Consider the following 14084-nt stretch of genomic DNA (forward strand, 5'->3'; position numbering starts at 1 on the left):
GGGTTGTGCGTCACGGATTCGTCCCGACGGCAGAGGTGACAGGGGAGGTCTGGTGCGGGGCAGGCGTTTCAGGTGGGCCGGACGGCGCGTCCGCGGTGACCATCACCTGGCTGTGCGGGGAGTTGAGGATCCGGTAGAACGCCTCGATCCCTTCGGCCGTCCCCAGCGGGACGACGCCGTAGCGCGAGCGCAGCAGGGCCGCCGTCTCCGGCGTGACGTGCATTCCGCCGTCGGCCCAGAGCGGCCAGTTGACGGACTGGCTGTGCCCGCTGCGCTCGCCGCGGGCGACGAGGTCCTGGCGGTGCCACGCGTAGGCGTCGAGGAAGGCGTTGGCCGCCGCGTAGTCGACCTGGCCGACGTTGCCGGAGGCCCCGGAGGTGGAGGAGAAGGTCACGAAGAAGTCGAGCGGGAGGGCGGCGGTGGCGCCGTCGAGGTTCACCACGCCCGACACCTTGGGTGCCAGGACGCCGCGGAACTCCGCCTCCTGCTTGCGCAGGATGAAGCCGTCGTGCGTGACGCCGGCGCTGTGGACGACGCCGTCGATCCGGCCGCACCGCTCCAGCGTCCGGGCGACCAGCGCGTCGACGGCGGCGCGGTCCGCCGTGTCGGCCTGCTCGTAGTGCGCGGCGCGGGCGCCGAGGGCGACCAGCTCGTCGAGGACGCGGAGCTTGTCCGGGTCGGACGGGGAGCGCCCGGTCAGGACGAGGGCGGCGTTCCCGGTGCGGGCGGCGATCTCCCGGGCGAGGACGAGGCCGAGCGCGCCCGTCCCGCCGGTGATCAGGTACACCCCGTTCTCCTTCCACGGGAGCGGGGTGGCGGTCGCCGTGGCGTCCTCGGCCCAGGCCTGCACCTCGCGCCGGCCGTCCCGGTAGCGGACGAGGGTGTCCTCCGGGTGGGCCCGGTTCTCCAGGATCCGTTCGACGGCCGTCGCCGGGGTGTCGTCCGGGTCGAGGAGAAGCAGCTGCCCGGTGACGTTCGGGTTCTCCAGCGCGGCCGTGCGGAGCATCGCGACGAGGCCGGTGAGCGGGAGCGCGTCCGGGCCGCCGGCGATCGCCAGTTGGAGGTGGGCCTTGCCGGCGGTGCCGCGCACCTCGGACTTCAGCCGTTCCAGGAGCTGCACCCCGTAGCCGGCGTACCGGCCATCGAGGGTGCCGCCCCCGTCGGCCAGGACGACGACGTCACCGTCGTCGCCGCTCCGGAGCAGCTCGGCCGCCTCGGGCAGGCCCGCGAGGAGGACGGTCCGCCGTGCGCCGTCGACGCTGGAGAGCCCGCCCTGCGCGGGCCTCCCCTGCCACTGCGGGTAGGAGAGTGCCGCTGCGCCGGGGGCCCCCGCGGGGTTGACCGGATCATGATGCACCGTCACTTGACGAGACGTTACATGATCACCAGTCGACTCCGTGGTGGAAATCGGATCATGATTCTTATTTGGATTCAGGACCCGGAACGAGAGCCCGGCGATGCGTACACGGACGCGTCCCCGCTGGTCGGCCAGGTCGACGTCGAGCTTGCGGATCGCCGCGTCGGCGCTCTCCTCCCCGCTCGGGCGCACCCACGCCCACATGGCGTCCGTGCAGGCGTCGAGGACGAGGACGTCGTCCACCGCGAACGGCACGGCGAGGCCGGAACCGCTGCGCGCCGCCCCCTCGGCGCCCGGCCGGCCGAGGACGCCGACGCAGGCCTGGAGCGCCGCGTCGAGCAGGCTCGGGTGCAGCGTGAAGTCGCCCTCGGTGCCCCGGACCGGGTCCGGCAGCACCAGTTCGGCCAGCGCCTGCCCCGGCCCGGTCCGGATGTGCCGGACACCCCGGTGCGAGGGCCCGTACGCGATGCCGGCCGCGCGGTAGAGCTCGTAGCACTCCGCGGCGGTCAGCCCGGGGAGGTCGCAGGCGGCCCGCAGGGCGTCCAGGTCGAGGACGGTGTCCTCGGCGCCCTCCACGAAGTAGAGGGCCCCCTCGCCGTGCAGGACGGACTCCTCGTCGTCCGGGGTGCTGTAGACGCGGAACCGGATGTCGCCGTCCGCCTCGGGGTGCAGGCCGACGTGCAGTTCCTGCGGCCGGTCGCCCACCCGCAACGGCTGCGCCAGCACGATGTTCCTCAGCGCCACCGGCGCGGACGGCTCGACGGCCGTGCGGCAGGTGAGGCAGGCGGCCGCGACGGCCATCTCCAGGAACGCCGTGCCCGGCATCGTCCGGGAGCCCTGCACGACGTGGTCGCGCAGGAAGAACTCCTCGCCGGTGAAGACCGAGCTGAACCGCTGCTCGGAGAAGTCCGAGGTGTTGGCCTGCACCAGCGGGTGCAGCCGGCCCGGCCCCGGCGCCGGCCGCGGTCCCTGCGGCGCCCGCGCCACCAGGGGCTCGGCGTCGAACGGGAAGCAGCGCTCGCGCGCGAACGGGTAGGTCGGCAGCGCGATCCGCCGGGGGGTGGCGGCGCCGTGCAGCAGCCGCCAGTCCAGCGGCACGCCGTTGGCCCACAGTTCGAGCAGCTTCTCGTACTTCCCCTTCCCGGCCCAGGCCCCGATCATCGCGTCGAGGTCGGTGTCGGGGGCGAACAGCGTCAGCACGGCGCTGTCCCGGGTGACCGTGCTCCGCACGACCTCGTCACCGGCGCCGCCGGAACCACTGCCCGGACCGTCGTCGAGGAAGTGCCGCAGCTTGACCAGCAGGTCCGGCACCGACCCGGCGATGACGCCGAGGCGCTCCTCCATCGCCTCGCGGCCCACCTGCAACGTGTAGGCGATGTCCGCGAGGGCGGCGCCGGCGTTCTCCGGGCGCTCCAGCCAGTCCGCCAGGTTGGCGGCCTGCGCCTTCAGCTGCTCCGCCGTCCGCGCCGAGAGCGGCACCACGGCGGGCTGCGCGTCGTCGGCGGCGGCCGGCTCGGCCGCCTCCCCGGGCAGGTACTCCGCGATGACGACGTGGGCGTTGGAGCCCCCGGCGCCGAAGGACGAGACGCCGGCGACCCGCGGGACCGCGGTGTCCGAACCGTCGGCCGGCGCCGGGCTGGGCCAGTCGGCCAGCTCCCGCTGCACGACGAACGGCGTCCCCGCGAAGTCGATGTGCGGGTTGAGCGTCCGCGCGTGCAGCGAGGGAGCGAGCTTGCCGTGCTGGAGCTGGAGCAGGACCTTGGTGATGCCGGCGATGCCCGCCGCGCTCTCGGCGTGCCCGATGTTGCTCTTCACCGAGCCGATCGCGCAGAACTGCCGGTCCTCGGTGTGCTCGCCGAACGCCTTCGCCAGCCCGGCGATCTCGATCGGGTCGCCCAGCGCCGTCCCCGTGCCGTGCGCCTCGACGTAGCCGACGGCGCGCGCGTCCACGCCCGCCGTCGCCAGCGCCCGGCCGACGACGTCGGCCTGGGCCTGCGGGTTCGGCACCGAGTAGCCGTTGGTCTTCCCGCCGTGGTTCACGGCCGTGCCCTTGATGACGCCGTAGATCCGGTCGCCGTCCGCCACGGCCTTCGCCAGCGGCTTGAGCAGCACGGCGCCCACGCCCTCGCCCGGCACGTAGCCGTCGCCGCCGGCCCCGAAGCTCTCGCAGCGGCCGTTGGTCGAGGCGAACCTGCCCTGACTGAGCAGCAGGTACTTGTTCGGGTGCAGCGAGAGGTTCACCCCGCCGGCGACCGCCACCTCGCAGTCGCCCCACTTGAGGCTCTGGCAGGCCAGGTGGACGGCCGACAGCGACGACGAGCACATCGAGTCGACGCTCATGCTCGGGCCCTGCAGGTTGAAGTAGTACGACACCCGGTTCGCGATGGACGCGGGGTTGCCGGCCACCGCCAGCGGCGTGCCCCCGAGCTGCGCCTGGGCGCCGAGGAGCTGGTACTCCTCGTACATGACGCCGACGAAGACGCCCACCCGGCCGTCGAGGACGTTGCCGCTCCGGCCCTTCGCGGTGTCCCGGGTGTAGCCGGCGTCCTCCAGGGTGTCGTGGACGCACTGGAGGAACAGCCGCTCCTGCGGGTCCATGATCTCCGCCTCGCGGGGGGAGATGTTGAAGAACATCGGGTCGAAGTCGTAGGCGCCGTCGAGGAATCCGCCCCACTTGCTGTACGTCTTCCCGGGGGCGTTCGGGTCGGGGTCGAAGAAGCCGCCGACGTCCCAGCGCGAGGCCGGCACCTCGGTCACGCAGTCCCGGCCGGCCGCGAGGTTCTGCCAGAACTCGCGGACGTCGGCGGCCTGCGGGTAGCGCCCGGCCAGGCCGATGATCGCGACGTCACCGACGCCCGCGGGGCCCTGCGTCCGCTCCTGTGCCTGTGCCGGTGCCTGCCCGGTTCCGAGGGTGCGCCAGGCGCGGGCGGGAACGGTCCGCTCCGCGGCGGCCGGCCCGGCGGACGGGGACGGGGACGGCTGCGGACGGGCGGCCGCCGTGGGCAGCAGCTCGCGCATCCGCTCCGGGTGGGTCTCCAGGAAGTGCCGCGTCAGCGCTGCGATGGTCCGGTGCTCGAAGAAGAGCGTCTTCGGCAGCGAGCCGAAGACCGTCTCCAGCGTGCGGGTCATGTCCATCGTCATGACGGAGTCGACGCCGTAGTCCTCCAGCGGCGCCTCCGGGTCGATCTTGGCGGCGGGAAGGTCGATGACCGACGCCAGGAGCTTCTTGAAGTACGCCGCGGCCTTCTGGGCGGTGGTCTCGTCCGGAACGGTCACGCCCGCGCCGGTCACCTCCGGGACGGTCGCGTCCGGAACGGTCACGCCCGCGCCGGTCACGTCCCGGCCGGCTGCCGGCTCCTCCGGGCGGTCCGCCGCCGGGGCCGGGCCGGCCGGGAGCCGGTCGGACGGCGCGTCGGCGAGGAGGCCCGCAAGGAGGGTCTCGCGCAGCCTCGGCCGGTCGCCCTCCAGCACCAGCACCTGGCCGTGCTGCGAGGCCAGCGCCCGGTGGAGGGCCCGGACGCCGGTCTCCGTGCGCAGCGGGACGAGCCCGAACCGCTCGCGCAGCGACTGCTCGGTGCCCGCGTCGACGTGCATGCCGCCGTCGGCCCACAGGGGCCAGCCGAGCGACACCGTCCGGCCGTGCCGCTCCCCCGCCGCCACCAGCGTGTTGCGGTGGTGCGCGTACGCGTCCATGAAGGAGTTGGCCGCGGCGTAGTCGGACTGGCCGACGTTGCCGAGGGCCCCGGCCACGGAGGAGAAGGCGACCAGGAAGTCCAGGTCGTCGCCCCGGGTGGCCTCGTCCAGGTGCACCAGCCCGGCGACCTTCGGTGCCAGCACGCGCGCGAAGTCGGCCTCGTCCTTGCGCAGGATGAAGGCGTCCTTGATGAACCCGGCGCTGTGCAGGATGCCGTCGATCCGGCCGTGCGCCTCGCGGAGCCGGCCGACCAGCGCCTCGACGTCGTCCCGGACGGCCACGTCGGCCTGCTCGTAGGCGGCGTGGGCGCCGAGGCCCGTCAGCTCCGCCAGGAGCGCGTCCTTGTGCCCGTCGCGCGGCGCGCGGCCGGCGAGGACGATCCGGGGCTCCCGCACCCGGGCGGCGATGTCCCGGGCGAAGACGGCGCCCAGCCCGCCGGCGCCACCGGTGATCAGGTAGACGCCGCCGTCCTTCCACGGCACCCCGGCCGGGGTGCCGTCCGCCTCCTCACGCCACCGCAGGACCTCGCGCGTCCCGCCCCGGTGGCGGACGGCGGTGTCCGACGGTGCGGCGCGGTCGGCGGCGACCTGGGCGGCCGCCTGCTCCGGGCCGTCCTGCGGGTCGACCAGGACGAGCTGGCCGAGCACCTTCGGGTTCTCCAGCCGGGCCGACCTCAGGACGGCGGCCAGCCCCGCCCACAGGGACGGCTCCTGCGCCGCCGGCGCGACCAGCTGGACGGGCACGCCCTGCTGCCCGCGCTCGCCCAGCAGTTCCTTGACGGCCGCGAGGACGGTCAGCGCGTCCTCGGTGTAGCGGGCGTCGACGCCCGGCGCGGCGGAGTCCAGGCGCACGACCCGGGCCGTGCCCTGGGCCTCCAGCGCCGCCGCGACCTCGGGCAGACCCGCGACCAGCACCAGGCCGGCCCCGGCCTCCCCGGCCTCCCCGGCACGGTCCGCGCGCTCGGCGGGGACCCAGCAGGGCGCGGCGAGCAGCTCCGCGGTGCCCGACGGCGACCCGACGGCAGCCGGCTGCGCACCGGTGGCCGGCTGCGCCGTGTAGGCGCGCAGCGAGACGCCCTTGAGGCGGACGCTCACCCGGCCCTCGTCGTCGCAGAGGTCGATGTCGAGGCGGCGGACGGCGTCGCCCGGCCGGCCGCCGCCCTCGCGCACCCAGGCCCACATCACGGGGGCACAGGGGCCGGTGATCTCCACCTCGTCCAGCGCGAAGGGCAGCAGGAGCGGCCCGCCCTCGTCCGCCAGGGGCAGCAGGCCGACACAGGCCTGGAGGGCGGAGTCCAGCAGGGCGGGGTGCAGGCCGTAGTCGTCCAGCGTCCCCCGCACGGCGTCCGGCAGGACGAGCCGGGCGAGCACCTGGCCGTCGCCGGTCAGGAGGCGGTCGAGGCCGCGGTGGCCGGGGCCGTAGGCGATGCCCCGGGCGCCGAAGGCCCGGTAGGCCTGCTCCGCGTCGAACTGCGCACCGTCGCAGGCGGCCTGCAGCCGGGCCAGGTCGAGGCCGGCGGGGTCCGCCGGACCGGTCTCCGGGGCCACCCGGACGAGGCCCTCGCTGTGGATGACCGGCTGCGCGTCCGGGCCGTCCTCGTCGGCGGTGCTGTGGATCTCGAAGCCGACCTCGTCCGGGCCCTTCGGCAACAGGCGGACCTGGACGGTCCGGGCCCTCCCGGTCACGGTCACGGGCCGCGACCAGACGACGTTGCGGATCCGCAGGCCGCCGTGCGGCCCGTCCAGCGAGGCCGCCACCGCGGCCCGGGCCAGCTCCAGGCAGGCCGCGCCGGAGAGCACGCGCTCGCCCTGGACCTGGTGGTCCTTCAGGAAGAACTCCTCGCCCGTGAAGACCGAGGTGAAGCGCTGCTCGTTCAGGCTGGAGGTGTTGGCGTGCAGCAGCGGGTGGAGCCGCCCGGCGCCGGTCGCGGGCCGCGGGTCGGCCGCGGTGCCCGGGGAGAGCCAGTAGCGCTCGCCCTGGAACGGGTAGGTCGGCAGCGGCACCCGGCGGGGCGCGGAGCCGACGTGCAGCTTCTCCCAGTCGAGCACCAGGCCGGTGACCCAGAGCTCCAGCAGCCTGCCGTACTCGTGCCCGGCGGTCCAGGCGTCGAGCGCCCGCGCCAGGTCCTCGTCGGGGGTGAGGACGGCGAGCACTCCCTGCCGCCGCTCGACGCGGCCCCGGTGGAGCCCGTCGGCGCCCGTCTCGCCGGCCAGGAACGCCCGCAGGCCGGCGGCGAGTTCGCCGGTCGTGCCCGCGACGAGGCCGAGCCGCTCCTCGTAGGCCTCCCGGCCGGTCTGGAGGGTGTAGGCGAGATCGGCGAGCGCCGTGCCGGCGCCCTCCTCCTCGGTGGTCCAGTGCAGCAGCTGCTCGGCCTGGGCCCGCAGGCCGGCCTCCGTCCGGGCGGACAGCACGACGGCGGCGGGGCGGCCCGCGGAGTCCGCGGCCGGCCGGGCGGCCGGCGCGGGGCGGTACTCCTCGACGATGACGTGCGCGTTGGAGCCGCCCGCGCCGAAGGAGGAGATGCCGGCGATGCGCGGCGCCTCGGTGCCGTCGGCGGCGACGGGGCGCTGCCACGGTGCCAGCTCGCGCTGCACGCGGAACGGGCTGTTCTCGAAGTCGATGTGCGGGTTGAGCACCTCGGCGTGGAGCGAGGGCGCCAGCTGACCGTGCTTGAGCTGGAGCAGCACCTTGGTCAGCGCCGAGATGCCGGCGGCGCTCTCGGCGTGCCCGATGTTGCTCTTCACCGAGCCGATCGCGCAGAACTGCCGGTCGTCCGAGTACTCCCGGAACGCCTTGGTCAGGCCGGCCACCTCGATCGGGTCACCGAGCGACGTGCCGGTGCCGTGCGCCTCGACGTAGGTCACCGAGCGCGCGTCGACTCCCGCCTCGCGCAGCGCGTGGCCGATGACGTTGTGCTGCGCGCGGGGGTTGGGCACGGAGTAGCCGTTGGTCCGGCCGCCGTGGTTGAGGGCCGTCCCCCGAATGACGCCGTAGACGGTGTCGCCGTCCTCGACGGCCCGGGCGAGCGGCTTCAGCAGGACGGCGCCCACGCCCTCGCCGGGCACGTAACCGTCGCCGCCCTCGCCGAAGCTCTCGCAGAGCCCCTTGCTCGACGCGTACTTGCCGTTCCCGAGCATCAGGTACTTGTTCGGGTGGAGCGAGAGGTTGACGCCGCCGGCGACGGCGAGCTCGCACCCGCCGGTCCGCAGGCTCTGGCAGGCCAGGTGCAGGGCGGTGAGCGAGGACGAGCACATCGTGTCGACGGCCAGGCTCGGGCCGTGCAGGTCGAAGACGTAGGAGATCCGGTTCGCGATCGACGACGCGCTGCCGGACAGGGTGACGTTGCGTCCCTTCGCCTGTTCCTGGGCGCCGTAGAGCTGGTACTCCTCGTACATCACGCCGACGAACACGCCGACGTTCCCGGCGAGGCCGCGCGCGCCGTAGCGGCTGAGCGCCTCGCGGGTGTAGCCGGCGTCCTCCAGCGTCTCGTGCACGGTCTCCAGGAACAGCCGCTCCTGGGGGTCCATGAACGCGGCCTCGCGCGGGGAGATGTTGAAGAACAGCGGGTCGAAGTGGTCGGCCCGGTCCAGGAAGCCGCCCCACTTGGTGTACGTGCGGCCCGGCGCGTTCTTGTCCGGGTCGAAGTACGCGCTGTGGTCCCAGCGGTCGGCCGGGACCTCGGTGATGCAGTCCCGGCCCTCGGCGAGGTTGCGCCAGAACTCGCGGACGTTGCGGGCCTGCGGGTAGCGCCCGGCCAGTCCGATGACGGCGATCTCCGGGCCCTCGGGCTCCGTCTCGGGGCGGCGGGCCGGGGCGCGGCGTGCGGCCCGCCCGCGGCGCGGCGCCTCGGGCACCGCCCGGACCGCGGGAGCCGCTTCGACGACGGGGGCGCCGGCGGCGGGCTCCTGGTCGTCCGCGCCGAGGAGCTCGGCCAGCCGCTCCCCGTGGGCCTCGACGAAGTACTCGGTGAGCGCGCTGATGCTCTGGTACTCGAAGAAGAGGGTCTTGGGCAGCGAGCCGAAGACCTGCTCCAGCTGGTTGGTCAGGTTCATCGTCATGATGGAGTCGATGCCGTAGTGCTCCAGGGCGTCGCTCGCATCGATCCGGTCGGCCGGCAGGCGCAGCTGGGAGGCCAGCAGGGTGACCAGGTACCGGCCGGCCCGCTCCGCCGGCGTGGTGGCGCCGGCCTGCGGGGGCGCGGCGTGGCGCTCGGGCCCGCCGTGGCCGAGCGGGGTGTCCACGGCCGGGGTCGGGTTCGGGGCCGGGGTCGGGTTCGGGGCCGGGGTCGCGGCCGCGTCGTAGGCCCGGGAGGTGAAGCCCCGGAGCCGGCAGCGGACGGCGCCGGCGTCGTCCAGGAGGTCGATGTCGACCTTGCGGACCCCGAGGCCGGGCCGGTCGTCGGCGCTGTACCGCACCCACGCCCACAGCCCGGACGTGACCGGTCCGAAGACCTCCAACTCGTCCAGGGCGAAGGGGAGGTGGAGCACGGTGCCGGCGGCGTCCGGGGCGTCGCCAGCGGCGCCGAAGAGGCCGACGGAGGCCTGGAACGCGGAGTCCAGCAGGCCCGGGTGGAGCACGAAGGCGTCCTGGGTCGCCGCTGCCCCGGCGGGGAGCACCAGGCGCGCCAGGGCCTGGCCGTCGCCGACCGCGATGCTCTCGATGCCGCGGTGCGCCGGGCCGTAGTCGATGCCCAGCTCCCGGTACGTCCGGTAGCACTGCGCGGCGTCGAGGCGGTCGCTGTCGCAGGCGGCCAGCAGCGCGGCCACGTCCACCGGCCCGGCCGGGGCGTCGGCGGCGGGAACGGCCACGCCCTGGCTGTGCACGACGGACGCGGCGTCGGCGTCGCCGTCCGGCAGGCTGGAGATCTCGAACGCGACCTCGCCGTCCGCCTCGGCGAACAGCGTGGTCCGCACGTGCACGGGCGGCCCGTCCGCGGTGACGGGGCGGGCCCAGACCACGTTGCGCAGCGTCACCCCCTGCGGGCGGGTGTCGAGCGAGGCCTCCAGGGCCGCCCGCGCCATCTCCAGGTAGGCGGCGCCCGGCAGCACCTTGCGGCCCTTGACGACGTGGTCCGTCAGGAAGAACTCCTCGCCCGAGAACACCGAGCCGAACCGCTGGGCGTCCAGGGAGGAGGTGTTGGTGTGGACGAGCGGGTGGAGCCGGGCGGCGCCGGGGGCGGCGGCCGGACGGCCGGCGGTGAGGTCGCCCACCCAGTAGCGCTCACGGGCGAACGGGTAGCCCGGCAGCGGGAGCATCCGCGGGCCGTTCCCGCGGTGGAGCCGGCTCCAGTCGACGGCCAGGCCCTTGACCCAGAGGTCGAGCAGCCGGTCGAACTTGCCCTTCCCGATCCACGCGTCGACGGTCGCCGCCATGTCGGTGTCGGTGGCGAAGCCGGCCAGGCTGTCCCGGTGGTCCCTGACGTTGCCCAGGTGGAGGCCCTCGACGTCCTCCTCGCCGGCGACGAACGCGGCGAGCCCGGCGGTGAGTTCGGCGGCGGAGGTGACGGGCAGCGCGAGCCGCGCCTCCATCGCCTCGCGGCCGGACTGCAGCGTGTGGGCGACGGCGTCGAGGTCCAGCGCCGTGGCGTCCTGGCGGGCGATCCACTCCAGCAGGGCCCGGGCCCGCTCGCGCAGCCGCTCGCCGTCCTTGGCCGAGAGCACGATCAGGCGCGGGGCGCCCTCCTCCGCGCCGGTGCGGCCCGCGGCCTCGCCGTTGCGGCCGGCGGCCTCGCGGCGGTACTCCTCCACCACGACGTGCGCGTTGGAGCCGCCCGCGCCGAAGGAGGAGACGCCCGCGATCCGGGGCCGCTCCGTCGTGCCGTCGGCGCCGACGGGCCGCTGCCAGTCGGCCGCCTCCTGCTGGAGGCGGAACGGCGTCCGGGCGAAGTCGATGTTGGGGTTCGGCTCCTGCGCGTGCAGGCTGGGGGCGAGCCGCCCGTGCTGCATCTGGAGGACGATCTTCAGCAGCCCGGCGATGCCGGCCGCCGCCTCCAGGTGGCCGATGTTGCTCTTCGCCGAGCCGACGGCGCAGTACTGCCGGGCGTCGGTGTCCTGCGCGAACGCCCGGGTGAGGCCGTCGAGTTCGATCGGGTCGCCGAGCTCCGTCCCGGTGCCGTGCGCCTCCAGGTAGCTCACCTCGTGGGCCTTGACGCCCGCGCGGTCCAGCGCCTCGCGCACCACCTCGGCCTGTGCGCCCGGGTTGGGCACGGTGTAGCCGTTGGTCCGGCCGCCGTGGTTGATGCTGCTGCCGCGCAGCACGGCGTGGATGACGTCGCCGTCCCGCTCGGCGTCCGACAGCCGCTTGAGCAGCACCACGGCCGCGCCCTCGCCGGGCACGAAGCCGTTGCCGCCGGCGCCGAAGCTGCGGCACTTCCCGTCGTGCGACAGCATCCGCTTGCCGGACATCAGGGTGTAGTTCGACGGGTGCAGGTAGAGGTTGACCCCGCCCGCGAGCGCGAGGTCGCACTCGCCGCGCCGCAGGTGCTCCATCGCCTCGTGGACGGCGCTCAGCGAGGACGAGCACATGGTGTCGACCGGCAGGCTCGGGCCCCGCAGGTCGAGCAGGTACGAGACGCGGTTGGCGACCGAGGCGAAGGACGTCAGCGGGTGGAGGTTCTCGTTCTGCTCCCGCAGCGCGGGCCCGTAGAGGTCGAAGCCGGTCTTGGAGACGCCGGCGAAGACGCCGACCCGCCCGCGGTGCGCGTCGGCCAGGCGCCGGCGGGTGTAACCGGCGTCCTCCAGCGCGTTCCAGGACTCCTGGAGGAACAGGCGTTCCTGCGGGTCCATGTTCATGGTCTCCTGCGGCGAGATGCCGAAGAAGAGCGGGTCGAAGTCGGCGAAGCCGTCGAGGAAGCCGCCCCACTTGCTGTAGCTGCGGCCCAGCGCGACCGCCTCGTCGCGGTCCGCGTGGTAGAAGCCCTCCAGCTCCCAGCGGTCGGCGGGGATCTCGGTGACGCAGTCCCGCCCGGCGGCGAGGTTCTGCCAGTACTCGTCCAGGTTCGCCGCCTGCGGGAACCGGCCGCTCATGCCGACGACGGCGATGGCGTCCGCGGCGGACGGCGCGGACGGCGCGGCAGGTGCCGCGGCGGGGGCGGGCGCGTCGGCGGCGGGCTCCGCGACGACGGGGCGCTCCGCGGCGGCGGGCCTTACGGCGGCGGCCGGGGCCGGGGGGACGGCGACCGGCGCCGGAGCGGTGGCGACCGGCGCCGCAGCGGCGAGCCCGGTCCAGGTGAGGCACGTCCCCCGGTGCTCCCGGAGGAAGTAACCCGCGAGGGTCTCCAGCGAGTTGAACTCGTAGAGGACCGTCTTCGGGACGGCCTCGAAGGTCTCGGCGAACTTCCGGTTGAGCCGGGTGACGACGATGGAGTCGATCCCGTAGCTCTCCAGCGGGGCCTCGGCGTCGATCTTCGCCGCCGGGAGGCCGATGACGCCGCCGAGCACCTGCCGGAGCCGGTGGACGACCTTGTCGCGCAGCATCCCCTCGTCGACGGCCACGGCCGCCGGCGCGGAGGCCGGCACCGCGGCGGCAGCGGCGGGATCGGCGGCAACGGCGGCAGCCGCGGGGGCGGCCGTGGGCTGCTCCAGGAGCGCCCGGCGGATGCGTGCGCCGTCGCCCTCGACCGCCATCACCTGCGGGAGCTCCAGGGAGAGGCTCTCGTGCAGGACACGGACCCCCGACCCGGTGCGCAGCGGGTGCATGCCGACCTGTTCCAGCAGCGCGCGCTCGGTCTCGGCGTCGGGTGCCATGCCGCCCTCGGCCCAGAGCGGCCAGTTGAGCGAGAGGCTGCGGCCGGAGCGGCTCCCCTCGGCGACCAGCCCGGCGCGGTGGTGGGCGAAGGCGTCCATGAACGCGTTGGCGGCCGCGTAGTCGGACTGGCCGACGTTGCCGGTGACCGCCGCCGCGGAGGAGAACAGGGCGAAGAAGTCCAGCGGGTCGCCCTGGGTGGCGGCGTCGAGGTTGACCGTCCCGGCCACCTTGGGGGCCAGGACGGCGCGCAGGTCGTCGGTGCTCTTGCGCAGGACGAAGCCGTCCCGCAGGACGCCCGCGCTGTGGATGACGCCGTTGACGGCGCCGTGCTCCTGCCGCACCCCGGCCAGGAACGCCTCCACGCCGGCGGCGTCGGCGACGTCGAGCGGGGTGTAGTGCACCTGTGCCTGCGGGCTCCGCAACGACTCCAGCAGCCGCCGCCGGTCCGCGTCGAGCGGGGAGCGGCCGGTGAGGTGGACGGTGGCGCTGCGCACGGAGCTCAACACGTCCCGCGCGAAGATCAGCCCGAGGCCGCCGAGGCCGCCGGTGATGACGTAGGTGCCGCCCTCCTTCCAGGGCAGCGCGGGCCGCTCCGGGGCGGGCAGTTCCCGCCAGCCCAGGACGGACCGGCCGCCGTCGTGCAGCCGGACGGCGCGCTCGGCCGGGCGGTCCCGGCTCGCCAGGACCTGCCCTGCGGTCGTCGCCACCGGGGCGTCCGTGTCGACCAGGATGAGCTGGGGCACCAGCCGCGGGTTCTCCAGGGCCGCGCTCTTCAGCAGGCCGAGCAGGCCGGCGCCGAGGGCGTCCTCGCCGTTCCACGGGCAGACGACCTGCACCAGCGTGCGGGGCGGCGACGGCAGGGCGAGGAGCCGGCGGACGGCGTCCAGCACCTGGCCCGCGAGGTCGGTGTAGCGCTCCGCGAGGCCGGTGGCCGGGCTCTCCAGCAGACGCACCACGGCCGTGCCGTCGGACTCCTGCAGGGCCCGGGCCAGTTCGCCGGGGCCGGCCAGCAGCACCAGGTGGCCGGGCTCGCGGCCGGTCGCCGGCGAGGCGTCGGCCGCCTCCCAGACCGGGTGGAACCGGACCAGCTCCGGGCCGGCCTGCTCCTGCCCTGCCTGCTCGGGGCCGTCCTGCTCCGGGCCGTCCTGCTCCGGGCCGGCTTCCGCGCGGCCGGACTCCTGCTGGCCGGACTCCTCCTGGCGGCGCCTCAGGAACTCCTTGACGTGCTCCCGGGAGACGCGCTGGGCCTTGAGGTCCAGCAGCAGCTGTTCGAGTTGCCTGTCCATG

At 75.0% G+C, this 14084-nt stretch carries 1 protein-coding gene; it reads right to left on the minus strand.

Features of this window, described 5'->3' with window-relative positions; translation table 11 throughout:
- Positions 1-10: 10 nt before the first annotated feature.
- Positions 11-14083 carry an SDR family NAD(P)-dependent oxidoreductase gene (locus tag ACFC1F_RS12170; protein ID WP_376157519.1) on the minus strand — a complete coding sequence of 4691 codons (14073 nt, stop codon included), beginning with the start codon at positions 14081-14083 and terminating at the stop codon, positions 11-13.
- Between the last annotated feature and the right edge of the window lies 1 nt (position 14084).

The organism is Kitasatospora sp. NPDC056181 (assembly GCF_042266225.1).
Classification (GTDB): Bacteria; Actinomycetota; Actinomycetes; order Streptomycetales; family Streptomycetaceae; genus Kitasatospora.